Origin of the sequence: Corallococcus sp. 4LFB (assembly GCF_046520365.1) — a bacterium.
Taxonomy (GTDB): domain Bacteria; phylum Myxococcota; class Myxococcia; order Myxococcales; family Myxococcaceae; genus Corallococcus; species Corallococcus caeni.
In genome coordinates, this window is sequence record NZ_JBKGHJ010000112.1 from 1 (window position 1) to 19,154 (window position 19,154).

Sequence of the window (19,154 nt, forward strand, 5' to 3'; positions counted from 1 at the left end):
GCCGGCACGTCTCGGAGGTGCTGCCCGCGCTGGGCACGGCGCTGGCGCCCCGGCTCGCCCGCGCGCTGGAGTCGGACGCGCCCCTTCAGGACCTCAGCCTCCAGGTGGAGACGCCCGCGGCCCCCGGCGAGACGCGCTTCTGGTTCGGGAGCTATTCGCGCGTGCGCGGCGCGGGCGGCGCGGTGCTGGGCGTCATCGCGTCCCTGTCGGAGGTGACGGAGCGGATGCGCGCGGAGGCGTCGCTCCAGGAGCACGAGGGGCGCCTGGACGTGCTCACCCGGTCGCTGCCGGACTACCTGTGGGGTGGGAAGCTGCGGGACGGCGTGTTGCGTGACTTCTACTGCACGCCCGTCATCGAGCGCACCACCGGCTACCCGGCCAGCGCCTTCACCGGCACCGGCCCGGAGGGCACGCCGGCGCCGCTGTGGTCGGAGATGATCCACCCGGAGGACCGCACGCGCTACCGCGAGTGCATCGAGGCGCTGGCCCTGGCGCCGAGCACGGAGGTGGAGATCGAGCACCGCATCATCTGCGCGGACGGGCGCCTGCGCTGGGTGCGCAGCCGCGCCGCGGCCTCCGGCCTGGACGACCGGGGCGGCGTGCACCTGGGCTGCGTCGTCACCGACATCACCGACCGGCGCCTCGCGGACGACCTGCGCCAGCGGTTGAACGACAGCTTCCGCCGCTCCGCGACGGAGTGGCGCCGCACGTTCGACGCGGTGTCCTCGCCGCTGCTGGTGCTGAGCGCGGACGGCATCATCCACCGGCTCAACGACGCCGCCCTCGGGCTCTTCCGGGAGGCGGACCCCTCCGGCCAGCCGCTGTCCTCGACCGTCGGGGCGCCGCCCTGGTCCAGCGCGGGACCGCTGTGGAGGAGCTGCGCGCGACGCACGGCAGCGCCAGCCGCCAGGTGCACGACGCGGAGTCCGGACGCACCTGGGAGCTGGCGGCCGCCTGGGTGGATGAGCAGGCAAGTGGGGAGCCCCGCATCATCCTGGTGGCCACGGAGGTCACCCGGCTCCTGGAGCTGCAGGCCCACGTGCGGCGCAGTGAGACGATGGCCGCCATGGGCGCCATCGTCGCGGGCGTGGCCCACGAGGTGCGCAACCCCCTGTTCTCCATCTCCGCCGTCGTGGACGCGGTGGAGGCCACCTACGGCACGCAGCCGGAGCTGCAGCCGTACCTGGACGTGCTGCGCGGCGAGGTGCGCCGCCTCACCCACCTCACCCAGGAGCTGTTCGAGTACGGCCGTCCCACGCGGGGCGAGTGGACGGACGGCGCCGTGGGGCCGGTGGTCGCCGAGGCCCTGTCCGCCTGCGAGCTCCCCGGCGACAAGGCCTCCGTGAAGCTCACGCGCGCGCTGCCGGACGCGCTGCCCCTGGTGCGCATGGACGCGCGCCGCCTGTTCCACGTCTTCCGCAACGTGGTGGAGAACGCCGTGCAGTATTCGCCCCCGGGCGCGACCGTCCACGTGACGGCGGAGGCCGTGGAGGAGGCGGGCCGCGCGTGGGTGCGCTGCACCGTCCACGACGGCGGGCCCGGCTTCAAGAGCGAGGACCTGCCCCACGTCTTCGAGCCCTTCTTCAGCAAGCGCCGGGGAGGCACCGGCCTGGGGCTGTCCATCGTCCAGCGCATCCTGGAGGAGCACCAGGGGCGCATCCGCCTGTCCAACCATCCCCAAGGAGGCGCCGAGGTGACCATCCTGCTGCCCGCCCTCCCCCCGGCTGTGATCGCCGGGGCTCTTCCGAAGTCACAGGTATCATGACGCGCACCCGCATCCTGCTCGTGGACGACGAGCCCGGCGTCCGGCTGGGCATGAAGGGCTACCTCACGCAGCACGGCTTCGACGTGGCCGAGGCCACCAGCGTGACCGAGGCCCAGGAGGGCTTCCGCATGCACCGGCCCGACGTGGCCGTCATCGACTACCGGCTGCCGGACGGCACCGCGCTGGAGCTGCTGCCGCGGCTCAAGGAGCTGGACGCGGCGGTGCCCCTGGTGGTGCTGACCGGGCACGGCTCCATCGAGCTGGCGGTGCAGGCGGTGAAGGAAGGCGCCGAGCAATTCCTCACCAAGCCGCTGGAGCTGGCGGTGCTCAAGGTGGTGCTGGAGCGGCTGGTGGCCCAGCGGCGCGAGCGGCAGCGGCTGGCCGCGGACCGCTCGCGCACGGCGCGCACCCAGGTGGACCCCTTCCTGGGCAACAGCGCCGCCATCCGCGCGCTGCGCGACGAGGCGGAGCGCGTGCGTGACAGCGACAGCCCGGTGCTCGTCACCGGCGAGACGGGCAGCGGCAAGAGCGTGCTCGCGCGCTGGCTGCATGAAGGCGGGCCGCGCAACGAGGCGCCCTTCGTGGACCTCAACTGCGCGGCGCTGTCCAAGGACCTGCTGGACTCGGAGCTGTTCGGCCACGAGAAGGGCGCCTTCACCAGCGCGGTGGCCGCGAAGCAGGGCCTGCTGGAGGTGGCGGACCGGGGCACGCTGTTCCTGGATGAGATTGGCGACATGGACGTGGCCGTCCAGCCCAAGCTGCTCAAGGTGCTGGAGGAGAAGCGCTTCCGCCGGCTGGGCGACGTGAAGGACCGGCGCGTGGACGTGCGGCTCGTCGCGGCCACGCACCAGGACCTGCAGGTGGCCGCGCGCGAGAAGCGCTTCCGCAGCGACCTGTACTTCCGCATCAGCACGCTCATCCTGCACGTGCCGCCCTTGCGCGAGCGCGCGGAGGACGTGCCGGTGCTCGCGCGCCACTTCCTGGCGGAGATGGGCGCGCACCGGGCCGCGGCCAGGTGGAGCTGGAGCCCGACGCGGAGCGCGCGCTGATGGCCTACGCCTGGCCGGGCAACATCCGCGAGCTGCGCAACGTGCTGGAGCGCGCGGTGCTCCTGTCCGGCAGCGCCCGCTTGTCGCGCAGTGCGCTGCGCTTCGAGTCCCTGCTCCCGCCGAGGAGCCGCTGGGCGAGGACCTCACGCTGGAGGAGCTGGAGCACCGCCACATCGAGCGCGTGCTGGCGCGCGAGGGCGGCCACGTGGAGCGCGCGGCGGCGAAGCTGGGCATCTCCCGCAGCTCGCTGTACGCGAAGATCAAGGGCTGGCAGCGGGGCTAGGATGCCGGCGCCATGACTTTCCAGGCCTTCACCCGCGCCCTCGCCGCATTTCTGCTGCACTCCGCCCCCACCGCCGCCGCGCCGCCTCCCCTGCCGCAATTGCAGGCCTATACCGTGGATGCGGCCTGGCTCCAGCCCATGGAGCCTCTGCGCATCGCCGACCACACCTGGCAGATCGGCACCCAGGCGCTGACCGCCCTGCTGGTGGAAACCCAGGACGGCCTCGTGCTGCTCGATGGCGGCATGCCCCAGATGGCCGACCATCTGCTGGCCAACCTGAAGCGCCGCGGCTTCGCGCCGCAGGACCTGCGCCTGCTGCTGAGCAGCCACGCACACGCCGACCACGCCGGCCCCTTCGCCGCACTGAAGCGCCGCACCGGCGCGCGGGTCGTGGCCAGCGCCGCGTCAGCGGTGATGCTGGCGCGCGGGGGCAGCGACGACCTGCACTTCGGTGACGCCATCGTCTTCCCGCCCGTCGTGGTGGACCGCGTGGTCATGGACGGCGAGGTCGTCTCACAAGGCGGCGTCGACTTCACCGCGCACTTCATGCCGGGGCACACCCCGGGCAGCATTGGCTGGACGTGGAACGACACCCGGGACGGCAAGCCGGTCCGCCTTGCCTACGCCGACAGCCTCACCGCACCCGGTTATCAGCTGCTGGCCAACCCGCGTTATCCGCGCATCGTCGAGGACTACCGGCGCAGCTTCGCCACCGTGCGCGCCCTGCCCTGCGATGTGCTGCTGACCCCGCATCCGGATTTCAGCGGCTGGGACTACGCAGCCGGCGCCGCGGCCGGCGCCAAGGCGATGAGCTGCAAGGCCTACGCGGATGCTTCCGAGCGCCGCTTCAACGCGCAACTGGCCGAGGAGCGCCGCAAGGCCCGTTGACGACCACGCTCCTGCTGCAAGCCTTTACAACCAGACGCGCTGCTCGACAGCAGCGCCACCATTAAGGCCCCCAGGACTCCAAAAACAGGCACACCTAGGGTACGACTGCGCGGCACCCTTCACGGAGAACGCATGCGCACGTTCCTGCTTGGCCTCTCCAAGCACTTGAAGTTGTCGCGAGGGTGGACAATGCGCGCTGATACCCTCTTGCTGTCCCTGGTGCTGGTGGCCACGGGATGCGCCTCTGTGCCGCCAGCGCATGGGCGAGACCGAAGCTTGAGCCATGCGCCGCGAGCGGACTCCTCACCCGCGTGGGTGGAGGCTCCGAACAATGTGCCCCCGCGCGCCTGGGATTCTCGCCCCCGCGCCCTCTCCGGGTCTGAGCAACGGCTCCTGCGCCGCCAACAGCCGCGTGACGACGTGACCGCTGTGGGAGACAGCCCTGTCGGGGGCGGGGGCCGGAGCAATGCATTGACGCGGCAGGCGATCCTCGACGCGACGAAAGAGGTGAACGGCACCCTGACCCGCGTCGAAGCCGCTTTCACCCAGTTGGCGGCCCGCCCTCCAGACCTCTGGGGCTTTAGCCTCACCGGTGGCTTCACGCGCTACCTCAACCAGGGCTCCAAGCAGGTGACGTGGCTTCATGGCGCGCTTGGGAGCGCCACCGCGTTGACGGATGCGGCCTCGGAGATTGGCGACACGGACATGGAACTGGGCCTGCTGCGCATGACAGGGCCGAAGCTCCAGGCGGCCCAATTCGGAACGCTCCTGCTGGCGACCTGGGTGGACTTCCTGCACCTCGCGGACGCCGTGCTTCGCAACTGCCCCATGTGCAGCGCCGAGAAGCTCTTCGTGGACCTCCATCGCGTGCAGAGGCTGATGGAGCCCACGCTGACGGACCTCGCCTCACTGGACCCGGAGCGGGTGGAGGCGGCGACCACCGCGATGCCCGAGTTGATGGGGAAGCTGACGCGGGAGTTCGACACGCTCCAGCGGGAGACCCGCGACACCATGAAGCTTGGCGGGCAGGTCATCGCGGCGATGCAGGCGGTGGAGATGGTCGCGATGATCTCCACGATGAAGATGGCCCTGCCACGCGTGCCGCCCACGGCCCCCGTGACACTGGGCGTGGGCCTCGTGATGAGTTCGGGTGGCGTCATGGTGGGCTCGCGGATGGTGGTCTCCGCGGAGTGGGTGGAGATGATGCGAAGGCTCGTGCAGGCGGGCGTCATCTCCGTGCCTGCCGTCGGCGCGGCCGTGCTCATCCAGGGCGGACAGGTCACGATGGCCCAGGCGCACCAGGACCTGCCCAAGGGCATGCGCGAAGCGCTGGGGGACAGCCCCGAGGTTCGTGGCATGCGGGTGACGGGCAGGGCGGAGGCGGGCATGTCGGATGCGCCCAAGCACCATGTGCTGCCGCAAGAGCACCGCGAGTGGTTCGAGCGGCGCGGCTTCAAGGGCGACATGGACATCGACAACTTTTGCGTCCGGCTGGAGCAGGCCGATCATGAGGCGATTCACGGCGGGGGAAACTGGAAGCTGGGGCGCACATGGCCCGGCGAGTGGAATCGGATGATTATGAAGGCCTTGGGCGATGCCGAGATCGCCACGGGTCGAACTCTGGCGCGGAACGAGATCCTGACTCTCGTCGCGAAGAGCATGCGGGACTATAGGATCCCGATGAGCTTCACTCGTGGGAGAGGACGATGAGCGACGGAGGTGCATGGCAGGGCAACATCAAGGCGCGCCTGTACGAACGGGTCCGTGAGCGAGGCTACGACTCACTGACCGCCTTTGCCGATGCGCGCCCTGCCGTTCCGCTGTACGTCCTGGCCGACGAACTGGGCAACGACGTTGCTGCGGTGCAGGTGTTGAGCGGCTTGCTGTATGAGGCGGAGCAGCACAGGCAGGTCACGCGCTTCGTTCGCGACGTGCTCGTGCGCGAAGTCGCCGAGGGACTTCCCAACGGTTGGCCGCCCATCTTGGACGACGCAGGCCGCTTCGAGGTTGCAATGACGCTTGGGCGCTGGTCTGCGTACACCCCAGAAACCCATGAAGAGCGCGTGCGGCAGGTGCGCGATGTGCTCCTCGCCAGTCCACCACCTCCCGGCTGGCGCCCGCTCGGTCCTGATGACGAGGTTCTCCGGACGCTCCTTCCCGACGACGAAGCCTGAACGGAACTGCTAGCTCCCACGTCAGGGTCCTGCCTGGGTTTCCTATCGCCTTGGCCCATGGGTTCAAGTCCCCTACCCCGCCTGAACGACTGCTCTGCATTTCCTGCCGCCGTACTGCTAAAGGGTCACCCGAGACTACCGCTGGAGCAGCTGGAACTCCCGAAAGGAAGCTCGGCGGTAACCTCGGAAGTCGGAGAGGCTGCGCATGGCGCGAATTGTCATCATCAACGGGTCGCCGAATCCGGGCGGGTACTGGGCCAACGAGGAGTGCGGAGACAGGCTTCTACTGCTGACGCACTGCTCGGCCGCGATGACGCTGGCAGTCGCTTGGCAGAGGAAGGACCCGATCTACTGGTATGTAACCGGAACTCGCGGCGTGCCCTTCTTCGGCCCGCTCACCCTGGTGAAGTGGGAGCGCCGCGCCGGGTTCTTCACCCTGCACTTCGAAGGAATCAGGCGGCCAGCCACGCCGCTGACTGGTCCTCATGCAGCAGCGGGAAAGGCTGCTCACCAACAGGTCAGGAAGATGCGCCACCTCATCCTCTGCGAGGGGGAGAAAGTCGATTACGTGAACATGGAGTACCCCCTCCCCCATCAACGCCATCCAACTCCCGAGCAGGTGGAGGAGGCGCTGCGGGCAGGAGACGTGTCGACGCCGGTGGCATAGGAGAACCCGTGTGGCTTCGGCATCGTCCGTAGCCACGCCGTAACCATGGAGTGGGCCTGCTCCGGTTCGGTGGCTCTCCCGCACTTCGTGTGGTTCCCTTCGGGGAAGTAGGCAGACGCGGCAGGCTGCCCGCGGGGCGAATACACCCTGGGAGCCGAGCTGCGCTGGCCCTTGCGCCGGAGCCCGAATCAAAAGCCGCGCATGTTATTTCAAGAGTTCCATTCCGCTCATTCTCGTGCGCCCGAAATGAATCCCTTCGCCAGCCCGTCGGTTCCCTGCATGTTGTTGCCTGTCAGGCAACTGTTGCTCCCCAGTCAACGACAGCCACCAATCCGCCAAGTGATATTTTGTTATCTTGAGGAAACTCCACCCGGAGCCAAGGCGATAAAGTCTCGTTGTCGCCCGCGCCCCGCGGCTCGACATTTCGAGGCCTGAAAATGCCTGTGTTTCGTGGAGCCCGCTGGCTCGCGTTGTGCCTGTTCACGCTCGTTCTCGCCTGCGGTTCCACCGAGCCTGAGCCGACGCCTGGGGAGGACGACGGCAAGGTCGCCGCGCTCACCCTCAATCCGAACGGGGCGACGCTCCTGGTGGGCGAGACGCTGACCCTGGCCGCGTTGGCGCTCGACGACAGCGGTCACGCGCTCCGGAACGTCCAGGTGACCTGGTCCTCCTACCTGCCCGAGTACGCCACCGTGACCGACGGCCGGGTGACGGGCGTTGCCCCCGGCGGCACGGTCATCACCGCCAGGGTGGGCGCGGTGAGCACGACCCTGTCGGTGGTCGTGCTGCCGGGCGACGCGTCCCTCCCGTCCAGCGACGAGGTCCTCACCTCCGCGCACGAGGCGGGCCTCATCAACGACGAGGAGCTGCTGGCCTACCGGGTATACGCCGCGTTCAGCGATCCCCGCCTACCCCTCCAGTACAAGGCCCGGGTCGAGCCGGGCTTCGACGTCACCCCGCTGGAAGACCTGCACTCACACTTCGATGACCTCTCCGCGCCGATGCAGGAAGCGCTCGGGATGTACCTGCTGCGTCCGGACGACCCGGGCAGCTGGCTCAACGCGCCCCTGCCCGACGCCCGGCTGCGCAGCCTGGCGCGGCCCACCTGCCGGCCCAGCACGGACAGGTGGGACTCCCCTTCCAAGACCTTCTCGAAGGTGAAGGTCTGGTACCAGTTCACCGTCAAGGGACAGCGCGAGCAGGCCGTCCTCCTCGACGACGCGATTGAGAAGGAGATCTGGCCGAAGCTGATGGCGCTGGGACTCAAGGAGCCCCTCACCGACCAGTCCTCCGCGAGCTGCAACGGAGGAAGCCCCCAGCTCGACATCTACCTGACCCCCAACATGGCCGGCCGGGGCCTGACGCTTCCGGAGGGTTTCGACAACACCCAGGCTCCCACCTACATCCTGCTGTGGGATGGGCTCGCCGGTGACGACCTCAAGGGCGCGGCGACGCACGAGCTGATGCACGCCATCCAGTGGTCCTACAAGACGAAGGGTCCGCAGCGTGACTACGGATGGATCCGCGATGCGACCGCGAACTGGGCCATCGACCAGGTGTATGGGCAGAAGCCTCAGCTGGAGCACGACTACGCCGACTGCTTCATGAGCAGCCCGGACCTGCCCCTGGAGGACCGCTCCCCGGGGCACTGCACCTCTGCGGCGGCGGGCAGCTCGGCGGCGCGCGACTACGGCGCCTACCTGTTCTTCCAGTTCCTGGCGAAGAAGCACGGCCCGAACGTCGTGGTGGCGGCGCTGCAGAAGCTGACCACGGAGACCTCCAGCCTCACCGCGGTGGACGCCGCCGTCCCCGGCAGGCTGGAGAAGACCTGGCCGGAGTTCGCGAAGGTGCTCTGGAACCAGGCGCCCATCGACGCCAAGGCGGAGTCCTTCGCGAAGTGGGACCAGCTCACGGAGAAGGTGAAGTCCACCGCGCTCAACGGCGATCTGGCCGGTGCGCCCGAGCACAGGGAAGACCTCCACGACGAGCTGAAGAACCTGTCCAGCCACTACGAGCACTTCACGTTCAGCGACCCGAACACCCGCACGATGATCTTCCACAACGGGTGGTTCAAGAACATCACCGAGTCGCAGGAGCCGGTGAAGGTGCTCGCGCTCTGGAACGACGCGAGCGGGACGTGGCACGAGGAGGACTGGAGCAATTACGAATACGTGGGCCTCTGCCGCGACATGAAGTCGCAGCGGGCCCAGGACCTGATCATCATCACCAGCAACGCGAAGTTCGAGCCCGGTGGCGGTGGGAGCCTGAAGGCGCAGAAGACGCCCTACCTCAAGCGCAGCAACCTGGGCTGCTGGAAGTACAAGGGCACCACGAAGGCGGTCCTGGTGAAAGTGGGCTGGACGGGCCGGCACCTCCTCGAGACGAACTTGGAGTTCCAGGTGCTGGGAGCCTTCGCGACCGCGGACTACGACCATCCGAACCTGCCGCACACGAAGCGGCTGGGCGCGTTCATGGTCATGCCCCCCACCGGCGACTTCACGCTCGACGTGGACTACACGTCCGGCGGGTGCCGGTACACGCACGGGCCCACGAAGTACTCGCTGGGCCCCTCGGGCGGGGTGATGCTGATGAACCCCTTCAACGAGCTGAAGTCACCGGATCCCGCTACCCAGGAATGGCTGTCGCACCCGTCGCGCGCGTACACGTCCGCGCTCTCGGATGGACGCATCGTGGACATCGCCGTCAGCGGCGGCCCGGACTGCAAGGGGCCCATGAAGGATGCCCCCGGAAACATCCTCTTCACGGACGACGGAACAGCACCGCCGCTCGCGAAGCCCAACGGCGAGCTGTCCGGGACGTACCCCTTCTCGGACACCACCTTCACCTGGACGCTGCAGCCGCAGGCCGAGCCCTGAGCCCGTGCCTCAGAAGGCGACCTGGAAGCGGGACATGACGACGTTCTCCGCTTCCCTGTCACCTTCCACGGCCCCGCCCACGAAGTCCGTGCGGTGGTAGTTCAACGCGACGCGCACGCGCCGGTTGAAGGCAAACAGCGTGGCGACACCGAAGCCCCGGGCCCGGCTCACGGAGCGGGTCGGGTCCGCGAAGACAGGGAACGCGTCGTCGTCCATGTCCAGGCCCTGGTAGCGCACGGAGAGCTCCAGCGCGCCGCCCTGGCCCGTCCTGGGGTCGAAGGGACGGCGGGGCTTGGGGCCCGTGAAGGACGCGTCCCCGCCCAGCACATACGACGCATACGCCTGCCACGCGTGGTGTCGCAGGCGCGCGCGCTGGTCACCGATGCTCACCTCCTGCGACGACAGGACGTACTCCGCGAGCAGCCCCACCGGGCCCCAGTAGAAGTGGCCCTGGGGCGAGAGGCGCACGTGCTCTCCGTCCGCAATGGTGGTCGGTCCGGTGGCGCCGTTGTTCAGGTAGCTGAAGATGATCTCCTGGCCGGTGCTGCGCTTGGGCACCAGGCCGGTCGCGGAGGTCGTGGCGGAGGGCGTGCCGAACTGGAGGCCCCGGGAGACGGCGACGCCCAGGCCCAGGCCCTGGAGCGCCGAGGACGTATCGCCCTTGAAAGGCTGGGCGAAGACGCGGGCCACCAGGTCGAAGCTGTCGTCGGTGTTGACGTCGATGCTGGTGCCGTCGGGGTCTCCGTTGACCACCGCGAACGCATAGTGGAGGCGCCCCCCGGCGATGTCGCCGTGCAGCTGCAGGCCCGAGTCACGGACGGGGACCAGATCGAAGGTGAGCGAGCGCTCGATGAAGGGGACGTCCGTGTTGGCCTGGAGCAGCTCCAGTCCGAAGGGCGTCTTGAAGCGGCCGGCGCGCAGGCGGAGCCACTCGACGGGGTGCAGGTCGATGTACGCGTCCTGGACGAGCGGCTGATTGACGCCGAAGTCCGGCATGAGCCGGAAGTCCACGAAGCCGAACAGCGTCCCGTCCAGGAAGGGGCGCAGGCGCCGGATGAGGAACGTGTTCGTTCCGCTCCGGTCCGAGTCCGCCACGTAGAAGCGGCCGTCCGCCTGGAGCTGTCCGCGGATCTTCAGCACGAAGGCCTTGTCGGCGGAGGACAACGTGAAGCCCTCCTCGGAGAGCTGGACGGTGGGGGGCTCCAGGGGCTTTTCGGGCTCGGTCGCCTGGGCACGGGCCGGGGACGCGGCGAGCAGCAGCGACCCCAGGGTGGCGAGGTGGGCGGCGGAGATGGCGGACACGCGGGGCCTTTCACATGAGGGGCGCGCACGTTCCCCACTGGGAAGTGATGCTGTCAAGGCTCGCGCGGGCCCAGTGAGTTCCCGGACGTTGCCGGGCCAGCCATGGCGCTGCCCGCCAGGGGCAGCTCGACGAAGAAGCGGGCGCCGTCGCCCACGGCGCTCCGCACGTGGATGCGGCCCCCGTGCGCCTCCACGATGTGCCGGGCGATGTGGAGGCCCAGGCCCAGGCCGCTCACCTCGTTCGCGGTGACGAGCCGCTCGAAGCGCTCGAAGATGCGGTGTTGATCTTCCGGAGCGATGCCGGGCCCGCGGTCCTCCACCTCCAGCACGGCGTGGTCGTCCCGGGCCTGGAGGCTGACCGTGAGCGGCGTCCCGGGCGCGTACTTGAGCGCGTTGGTCAGCAGGTTCGCGAGCACCTGCTCCAGCCGGACCCGGTCCCAGCGCCCCACGAGCCCCGGCTCGAGCCGCAGCGTGAGCGTGTGGCCCGCCCCGGTGAGCTGCTGCTCGAAGCGGTCCACCACGTCGCGCGCGAGGTCGCCCAGGTCCACCTGCTCCAGGTGCAGCTGCAGCCGGCCCGCGGCGATGCGCGAGATGTCCAGCATGTCATCCACCAGCCGGGCGAGCCGGTCGATGGAGCGCTCCGTCTGGCCCACCATCCGGGTGACGCGCTCGCGGGTGAAGGCCGCCGGGTCGTTGGCGTCGATGCGCTTGCGCATGTGCTGCGACAGCAGCTTCATGGACGTGATGGGCGTGCGCAGCTCGTGCGAGGCGATGGACAGGAACGTGTCTCGCGACGTGACGGCCTCCTGGACGCGCTGGAAGAGCCGGGCGTTGTCCATGGCCACGGCGACCTGCGCCGCCAGCCCCGCCACCAGCCGCTCCTCGCGCGCGGTGAAGACGCCAGGCGCCGGGTGGCCGAAGAACAGCCCGCCAATCACCTCCCCCGAGCGCGAGGTCACGGGCACCGCGAGGTAGCTGCGCACCGGGAGGTGGCCCTCGGGCATGCCCTGGCGGGGCGCGTTGTGGCCGTAGCGCGGATCCTTCGTGATGTCGTCGCTGCGGAGGATGCCCTCGCCCTTGAAGGTGGGCTCGAAGACGCGGGTGGAGCGCGGCATGGGGAACTTCGAGAAGGCCTCCCGGGGCACGCCGCTGAGCGTGTAGAGCATGTATGCGTTTCCGCGCTCATCCAGCACGTTGTAGAAGAACGCGCCGAACGCGGCCCGGGTGAGCTGGGTGGCGGCGTCCGTCACGCCCTGCACCAGCTTCTCCAATTGCAGCTCCGCGCCCAGCGCCTGGCCCGTGCGGTTGATGAGCTCCAGGTTCTGCAGCGAGTCGTTCTTCTCGATGAGCGTCTGGCGCAGGGACTCCTCCAGCTGCCGCGCGGCCGTGATGTCCTGCGAGATGCCCTCGAAGTGCCGCGCGCGCCCGGCCGCGTCGTGGAAGACGGAGCCCGTGACGTGCAACCAGCGGGAGGGGGCCTCCGCGCTCGGGCGGGTCCGGAAGCGCAGCTCGAAGGGCGCCCGCTCCTCCATCGCGCGCCGGGCCGCGTCCCACACCCGCTCCAGGTCCTCGGGATGGATGCGCTCCCGGACCTGGGCGGCGTCCACCGGGCCGTCCGCGGGCAGCCCGCAGTGCACGCGGCAGATGGCGTCGCAGACGAGGTGGGGCTGGGACAGGTCGCGGGACCAGCGGCCGATCCCCGCCGCGGCGAGCACCCGCTCGGAGCGCTCGAGCTCCTCCAGCCGCCGCGGGGGCGGGGTCCAATCCCAGCGCACCACGGCCCAGGTGTCCGCGGCGTCCGCGTAGGTGTGCAGGGTGCGGAAGCCCAGCCGCTCGTGCGCGCGCAGGGAGCGGCGGTTGTGCACGGAGACCTCCGTGACGACGCAGTCGAAGGTGCCCCGGAGCTGCTCGCGGTGCTGGTGGTAGAGCGCGTCGAACAGGCCCTGGCCCCGGTGGGCCTTGTCGATGCAGATCTGCCCCATCACGTAGAAGCGCTGGTCCCGGAGGGGGCGGCCCTGGTCCTCGAGCTGTTCGACGAGCGCGAACATCGGCTCCAGCACGGGGACGAGCGTCCGGCACTCGCGGGGCATCACCAGGGCGTACGCCACGAGCTCGGAGCCCTGGAGGGCGATGATGCTGGGGGCCACCGCGTGCATGTGCTCCAGCGTGGGCAGGTCATGCGCCACGGTCACGAAGCCCTGCGTGCGCCGCTCCTCCTCGGACAGGTGCTGCTTCAGGTTCCTGCGTTGCAGCTCCAGGACCTGTTCGAGCTCCGCGCGGGACTGGACGGCCCTGATGACGTAGGGACTGGGCATGGCGCGGGAGCATAGGGGCTCCGCGCCAGGAGCCCAGCGCTCAGGAGAGGAGTCCGGCGGGGCTGGGGGTGGCTTGTCCGGAAGGTCGCTTCGCGGCTTCCCGGGAGGCCTCGGGAGGGGACCCTGCCAGGGGACAACAGCACCCGCGACAGCCCATGGCCCCGCCGAGATGACGTGCGTCCGTGAATCCGACGCCATGGAAATCGTACAATGCATTGCACGTTTGATCGGAAATGCACCTCTGGCGGCGACCAGGATACGCCAGGGCTTCGTATCTCTCTTGGCAACATCAACCGATGTTCCTTCCAGGAGAGAGAAGCATGTTTGGAGCCGTGCGAATTTCCAAGCTTGTGACAGCCCTTGCATCCGCCATCGTCGCACTGGTCGCGGGTCCGGCTTTCGCCGGGACTGTCTGGTTCGACACGACGGCTGCGATGCGGGCCGCGGGAGGCTATCCCATCACGAACCGCTCCGACGTGGACTGGGCCTACGCGAACCGGAGCGCGGAGGGGGTGTGTGCCAATTATGGTTATGCGCGAGGGATGTATAACGGGGAGCAGGCCGGCGAGCTGATGGGCATTCATTGCTTCACCTCGGACATGGTGACCTGGCAGGACATCTCTGGCAGTGATGCGCGGGCGTGGGCCCTGTGGCAGGGCAGCTCCACCTCGCTCAGTTCGCAGGCTGCGTACAACGCGGGAGCCATCGCGGATAATGAGTGCGGCTCCTTTTATGACACGGGGTTCTTCACCGGGCACCAGGACGTGTCGGCGGATCTCATGGGACTGGTCTGCATCCCGAGCCCCTCCGTGGCGGTTCGCGGGGTCAACACCAATGACTCCCGGTTCCCGTTCCTCAGTGGCATGAACCCGCCGTTTGCCTCGTGGTGGCAGCTGCGCTCGGCCACCACCCGGGTCTGCCAGTACTTCGGTTACTCCACGGGCACGATGGACAGCTACGCCAACACCGGTGTCCCGTTCGTGCTGAACCTCGGGCTCAAGTGCATCTACTGAGCTGGGAACACGTCCTCGGCCTTCTCATCGAGGACGGGGACTGAAGGCTGGTTCGCGCTCGAGGGGCGGGGTAGATATCCCGCCATGCTCAAGGTTCATCATCTCGAACGCTCGCGGTCGCACCGGGTGCTGTGGCTGCTCGAAGAGCTGGGACTGCCCTATGAGGTGGTCCACTACTCCCGGGACCCCAAGACGCTCCTGGCTCCGCCAGAGCTGGCCCAGGTGCACCCGCTCGGCAAGTCCCCGGTCCTCACCGATGGGGACACCCCTGTCGCGGAGTCCGCGGCCATCCTCGAGTACCTCGTGGAGCGCTACGGGGGGGGCAGGTTCACGCCCCCCCCTGGGACGCCCGAGGCAGCGCGCTACCGCTACTTCCTGCACTACGCGGAGGGCTCGCTGATGCCCCAGCTGCTGGTCGCGCTCATCGCGCAGCGCATCCGCAAGGCGCCGGTGCCCTTCTTCCTGCGACCCGTGACGGGGAAGATCGGGGGCACGCTGGAGCAACAGCTGGTGCGCCCCAACCTCACGCGCCACGTGGGCTTTCTTGAAGCAGAGCTCGCGCGCTCGCCCTGGTTCGCCGGTGAGGCGTTCAGCGTCGCGGACATCCAGATGAGCTACCCCGTGGAGGCGCTCCTGTCGCGCGGGGACACCACGCGAATGGTGCGGCTCAAGGACTTCCTCGCCCGCATTCGCGAGCGCCCGGCCTACCAGCGCGCGGTGGAGCGTGGCGGCCCCACGTTCCTCGAATAACCTTACGCAAAGCCTCTTCATGGCTCATCCGGAGGAACACCATGGCCGACGCGAAGGTCTCCATCACCTACTGTACCGCTTGAGGCTACCTGCCCAGGGCCACCCGTGCGGCGGCCGTGCTGAAGGACGAGCTGGAAGTGGATGCGGAGCTGAAGAAGGGCGGGTCCGGGGTCTTTGAAGTCGCGGTGGACGGAAAGGTCGTCATCCGGAAGACCGGCCTGGCGTTCCCCACCGAGCAGGAGGTGGTGGACGCGGTCTTCCGCGCCATGAAGCCCTGACGTCGAGGGCTTCGCCGCCCGCTCCTCGCTGAAGGAGCGGGCGGATCCTCCAGGAAGGGCCTGTCCCAAACCTTGCGTCCCGGCGCGACTCGGCCGCGTGACGCCGGAACGCACGCGGCGCGCTTGCCCGTGCGGCTCCGAGGGGAGCGCGGGCGCGGACGCGATGGCGCGCTCCTTGCTCTTGCCCAGGAAGCGGTCCTGATGCCCGCCACAGCCGCGGGCACGGACCGCCCTCTCCCCCTGGAGCCCACACCATGAGACCCATGTATCAATACGGCGCGGCGACGTCGGCTTCGGTCAGTCCGTTACGCTGGGCGGGCAGTGCCCGCTCGACCTGAGCGGAAGCGCGTCCTACGCCATCGGCTTCTGGATGCGCCCGCGCGCTCCCAGCCACGACGGCAGGCTGCTGGCCTCCGGCTCCGCCTGGTACCTGGGGCTGAACGGCCTGCGGCTGTCGTTCGCCCTCCCGGGCATGCCGCGTCAGGTCTCGGAGCTCGAGCTGCGGCCCGACGTGTGGCAGTACGTCCTGATCAACTTCGAGTCGACCGGCGCCAGCGCCGGCAACTACACGGTGTACGTGGACGGCACGGTCCTCATCCAGGGGACCCAGGCCAACCTCGGCCGGAGCAACACCCCGTTCGTCCTGGGCACGAGCAGCGACGCGCAGTTCTTCAACGTCGCCTTCTGGTCCGCCGCGCGGTCCGGAGACCAGCTCAAGCCGGTGTGGGACGTGCCGCAGCCGGACCCGACGCTCGTCGCCTGCTACAGCTTCAGCGACGGCGCCAGCGTTGACGTCTCCGGCCGCAACCTGGGCAACGCCAGCCTCTTGAATGGGGCGCAGGTGGTGATGCTGGCCCCGTCGCTGCGGCTGGTGAACGCGGCGGTGCAACCCTCGCCCCGCGACAACCTCACGGCGGTGGCGAACGGCGGCCCCTTCAGCGTGCAGGCGTGGTTCAACCTCGACGCTTCCTCACCCTACCAATCCGACACGCACGCCCTGTTCTCGTGCATGGACAGCGTCAGCAACCAGGGCTTCATGCTGGGCCTCTCCTGGAGCAACGGCGCGTACGACCTCACGGTCGACGTGCACGCCCCCTCCGGCGGAGGGGGCTGGGGCCGCCTCTCGCAGCTGCCCCCCGGCGGGTGGCACCACCTGGCCGCCACCTACGACGGCGGCCTGCTGACCCTCTATCAGGACGGCCAGCTCGCCTTGACCATCCCCGGGGTCGTCATGCCCACGCTGGAGCAGCCGGTCTGGCTGTTCGGCTCCCAGTTCAAGTCCGATTCGCCGGGCGGGATCGCCTACAACTTCCAGGGGCACCTCCAGGCCGCGGGGCTCTGGTCCCGGGCGCTCACCGCCAGCGAGGTGCAGCAGTACATGTCGCAGGACCCCAGCGACGTCGACGGCTGCGTGGCGTACTACGCATGGAACGGTCTTGCCCTGGCCAACCAGGTGACGGGCAACCCGCCGCTGTTCCAGAACACGGCCACCCCGGCGCTCGTCGCGACCCTGCCCTCGGACTCCACGCCGCCGCCCGGCGTGGCCAGCTCGACGCAGCAGTTGAAGGCCGACCCGCCGTTGCCCTCGGCGCAGCTGAGCTTCGCGCAGCCGGTGGCCTTCCCCGAGCAGACGCTGGTGACGCAGGATCAGGCGAAGAGCCTCCTCGCCTCCCTGGAACCCCTCGTGGCCACCCTGCCCGAGTCGATGCGCGAGCAGTTCCGGTCGCTCTCCCGCGACAACCTGTACCAGGGACTGGCGCGGGTGGGCGCCTCCGGCGGCGCGCCCGTGGGCGCCTTCACCGGCGAGGTGCAGGGGGACCAGTTCGTCTTCTTCCACCACACCGCGCGAGGCAAGGTGGAGGCCGGCCGGATGCAGCTGACCGCGGCCATCAGCCCGTGCGTCGGGTGGATCGTCACCGTGGCCGCGACCGGCTTCTCCATGCTGCTGGCGGCGTTCGGCGTGGGCTTCGCCGGAGCCAGGCTCATCTCCCCCATCACGGAGGCCGTCACGGAGAGCACCCCGCTGCTCTACGCGGTGAAGGACGTGGCGGAGAGCGCCACCCTGGACGCCGACAGCATCATCCGGATCATCAAGGCGTTCTACTCGGCCGGAACGCTGGGGAAGATCTTCGGCGCCGTGCTGACGGGCAGCTGGTTCACCGTCGCCGCCAACTGCGCCCTGCTGATGGTCCAGGTCGCCGCGCTGTGGGCCACCGGAGGCGCCTACGTCGCCATCGTCATCCTCCAGCTCCTGGCCAACTTCGCGATGTTCCTCTACGCCATCAGCCAGAGGCCCGCGGGCTGCTGACGCGCTACGCGCCGCGCAGGTCCACGCTCCGGGCGAAGGTGGGCTTGCGCCGCGCGTGCGAGGCCTGCTCGTAGGCGTAGGCGAGCTTGAGCAGCACGGGCTCGCTCCACGCGCGGCCGATGAAGGACACCCCCACCGGCAGCCCGTGCACGTCGCCCGCGGGCACCGTGATGCTGGGATAGCCAGACACGGCGGCGGGCGTGGAGCTGCTGCCCAGCCAGTGGTCGCCCAGCACCAGGTCGATGGGGCCCGCCGGCGCCTGGGTCGGCGCCACGAGCGCATCCAGCTTGTGCTGGTTCATCACCGCGTCCAGGCCCTCGGCGCGCGAGTACCGGCGGCACGCCGCGAGCGCCTTCTTGTAGGCGGCGTCGGTGAGCGGGCCCTTCTTCCGCGCCTGGAGCAGCAGCTCCTGGCCGAAGTACGGCATCTCGCGCTCGCGGTGCTTCTCGTTGAAGGCGATGAGGTCCGCGAGCGTCCGCACGGGGGCGCCCTCGCCGAGCTGTGCGAGCCAGGCCTCCAGGCCCGCCTTGAACTCGTACAGCATCACCTCCAGCTCCGGCTCGTCGAGCTTCGCCATGTTGGGCAGCGTCACCGGGTCCACCAGCACGGCCCCTTGCGCCTTCATCACCTCGAGCGCGCGCTCCACGAGGGCGTCCGTGGCCGGGTGGTAGCCGAAGAGCCGCTCGCGCGGCACACCGATGCGCGCACCCTTGAGCCCCTGGGGGTCGAGGAACTTCGTGTAGTCCGGGTGGGCGCGGCCCTTGCTCGCGGCGGTGGCCGCGTCGCGTGGGTCCTCGCCCGCGAGCACGCCCAGCAGCGCCGCGGCGTCCGCCACGGTGCGCGTCATGGGGCCCGCGGTGTCCTGGGTCGAGGAGATGGGGATGATGCCCGCGCGGCTGACGAGCCCCACCGTGGGCTTCAAGCCCACCAGCGAGCACGCGGACGCGGGCGAGACGATGGAGCCGTCCGTCTCCGTGCCCACCGACACGGCGCAGAAGCTGGCCGCGGTGGCCGCGCCCGAGCCGGAGCTTGAACCGGAGGGGGTCCGGTCCAGCGCATAGGGGTTGCGGCACAGGCCGCCGCGTCCGCTCCAGCCGCTGGTGGAGTGCGTGGAGCGGAAGTTGGCCCACTCGCTGAGGTTCGTCTTGCCCAGGAGGACGGCGCCGGCGGCGCGCAGCCGCTCCACGATGAAGGCGTCACGCGGGGGGACACCGCCCACCAGCGCGAGCGAGCCCGCGGTGGTCTGCATCTTGTCGGCCGTGGCGATGTTGTCCTTGATGAGCACGGGGATGCCGTGCAGCGGCCCGCGCGCGCCCTTCGCCTTGCGCTCGGCGTCCAGCGCGTCCGCCAGCGTGAGCGCGTCCGGGTTCAGCTCGATGACCGAGCACAGCGGCAGGTCCCCGGTGCGGTCCAGCGCCCGGATGCGCCCGAGGTAGGCCTCCGTCAGCCCGCGCGCGGTGTACTTGCCCGACTCCAGGCCCGCGCG

Annotated in this window: 16 protein-coding genes and 1 pseudogene; 13 read left to right on the top strand and 4 right to left on the bottom strand. The window is 69.6% G+C overall.

Features of this window, described 5'->3' with window-relative positions; genetic code table 11:
- Positions 1-17: 17 nt before the first annotated feature.
- From ACLEQD_RS14655 to ACLEQD_RS14665, 3 genes and pseudogenes are all read left to right on the top strand, one after another.
- Positions 18-584: pseudogene (locus ACLEQD_RS14655) on the top strand (PAS domain-containing protein); the annotation flags it as partial.
- 284 nt (positions 585-868) lie between these two features.
- Positions 869-1,765, top strand: a complete 897-nt coding sequence (locus ACLEQD_RS14660; protein WP_410384540.1) for a sensor histidine kinase — start codon at positions 869-871, stop codon at positions 1,763-1,765.
- Complete coding sequence (locus ACLEQD_RS14665; protein ID WP_410384542.1) at positions 1,762-2,814, top strand: sigma-54-dependent transcriptional regulator; 1,053 nt, start codon at positions 1,762-1,764, stop codon at positions 2,812-2,814. Before ACLEQD_RS14660 ends, ACLEQD_RS14665 begins: the two co-directional genes overlap by 4 nt.
- Before the next feature lie 4 nt (positions 2,815-2,818).
- Here the strand turns inward: ACLEQD_RS14665 and ACLEQD_RS14670 are convergent, their stop codons facing one another.
- Positions 2,819-2,980 carry a hypothetical protein gene (locus tag ACLEQD_RS14670; RefSeq protein WP_410384544.1) on the bottom strand — a complete coding sequence of 54 codons (162 nt, stop codon included), beginning with the start codon at positions 2,978-2,980 and terminating at the stop codon, positions 2,819-2,821.
- 15 nt (positions 2,981-2,995) lie between these two features.
- Between ACLEQD_RS14670 and ACLEQD_RS14675 the strand changes: the two genes are divergently transcribed.
- The 6 genes from ACLEQD_RS14675 to ACLEQD_RS14700 all read left to right on the top strand — a co-directional run bounded on the left by ACLEQD_RS14675 (position 2,996) and on the right by ACLEQD_RS14700 (position 9,702).
- The gene (locus ACLEQD_RS14675; RefSeq protein ID WP_410384546.1) at positions 2,996-3,097 is read left to right on the top strand and encodes a helix-turn-helix domain-containing protein; all 102 of its coding nucleotides are present in this window, start codon (positions 2,996-2,998) and stop codon (positions 3,095-3,097) included.
- 12 nt (positions 3,098-3,109) lie between these two features.
- Entirely contained in the window at positions 3,110-3,985 is an 876-nt protein-coding gene (gene bla, locus ACLEQD_RS14680) for a subclass B3 metallo-beta-lactamase (RefSeq protein ID WP_410384548.1), read from the top strand.
- A gap of 189 nt (positions 3,986-4,174) precedes the next feature.
- Complete coding sequence (locus ACLEQD_RS14685) at positions 4,175-5,695, top strand: DUF2380 domain-containing protein (RefSeq protein WP_410384566.1); 1,521 nt, start codon at positions 4,175-4,177, stop codon at positions 5,693-5,695.
- Positions 5,692-6,159 carry an NUDIX hydrolase gene (locus ACLEQD_RS14690; protein ID WP_410384550.1) on the top strand — a complete coding sequence of 156 codons (468 nt, stop codon included), beginning with the start codon at positions 5,692-5,694 and terminating at the stop codon, positions 6,157-6,159. Before ACLEQD_RS14685 ends, ACLEQD_RS14690 begins: the two co-directional genes overlap by 4 nt.
- Before the next feature lie 205 nt (positions 6,160-6,364).
- On the top strand, positions 6,365-6,826 hold the full coding sequence (locus ACLEQD_RS14695) for a hypothetical protein (RefSeq protein WP_410384552.1): 462 nt from the start codon (positions 6,365-6,367) through the stop codon (positions 6,824-6,826).
- Positions 6,827-7,263: 437 nt separating this feature from the next.
- Positions 7,264-9,702 carry an Ig domain-containing protein gene (locus ACLEQD_RS14700; protein ID WP_410384554.1) on the top strand — a complete coding sequence of 813 codons (2,439 nt, stop codon included), beginning with the start codon at positions 7,264-7,266 and terminating at the stop codon, positions 9,700-9,702.
- A 9-nt stretch (positions 9,703-9,711) separates the two neighbouring features.
- Here the strand turns inward: ACLEQD_RS14700 and ACLEQD_RS14705 are convergent, their stop codons facing one another.
- Complete coding sequence (locus ACLEQD_RS14705) at positions 9,712-11,004, bottom strand: OprO/OprP family phosphate-selective porin (protein ID WP_410384555.1); 1,293 nt, start codon at positions 11,002-11,004, stop codon at positions 9,712-9,714.
- Positions 11,005-11,057: 53 nt separating this feature from the next.
- Positions 11,058-13,319: a GNAT family N-acetyltransferase gene (locus ACLEQD_RS14710; protein ID WP_410384556.1), complete on the bottom strand. Its 2,262-nt coding sequence runs from the start codon at positions 13,317-13,319 to the stop codon at positions 11,058-11,060.
- 320 nt (positions 13,320-13,639) lie between these two features.
- On the opposite strand from ACLEQD_RS14710, the gene ACLEQD_RS14715 reads away from it, so the two are divergent.
- The 4 genes from ACLEQD_RS14715 to ACLEQD_RS14730 all read left to right on the top strand — a co-directional run bounded on the left by ACLEQD_RS14715 (position 13,640) and on the right by ACLEQD_RS14730 (position 17,668).
- Positions 13,640-14,332, top strand: a complete 693-nt coding sequence (locus tag ACLEQD_RS14715; protein ID WP_410384558.1) for a hypothetical protein — start codon at positions 13,640-13,642, stop codon at positions 14,330-14,332.
- An 84-nt stretch (positions 14,333-14,416) separates the two neighbouring features.
- On the top strand, positions 14,417-15,082 hold the full coding sequence (locus tag ACLEQD_RS14720) for a glutathione S-transferase family protein (RefSeq protein ID WP_338267962.1): 666 nt from the start codon (positions 14,417-14,419) through the stop codon (positions 15,080-15,082).
- 41 nt (positions 15,083-15,123) lie between these two features.
- On the top strand, positions 15,124-15,360 hold the full coding sequence (locus ACLEQD_RS14725; RefSeq protein WP_410384560.1) for an Rdx family protein: 237 nt from the start codon (positions 15,124-15,126) through the stop codon (positions 15,358-15,360).
- Between the two features lie 370 nt (positions 15,361-15,730).
- The gene (locus ACLEQD_RS14730; RefSeq protein WP_410384562.1) at positions 15,731-17,668 is read left to right on the top strand and encodes a LamG-like jellyroll fold domain-containing protein; all 1,938 of its coding nucleotides are present in this window, start codon (positions 15,731-15,733) and stop codon (positions 17,666-17,668) included.
- Positions 17,669-17,672: 4 nt separating this feature from the next.
- Here the strand turns inward: ACLEQD_RS14730 and ACLEQD_RS14735 are convergent.
- The coding region (locus ACLEQD_RS14735) for an amidase (protein ID WP_410384564.1) at positions 17,673-19,154 on the bottom strand (1,482 nt) is incomplete at its 5' end.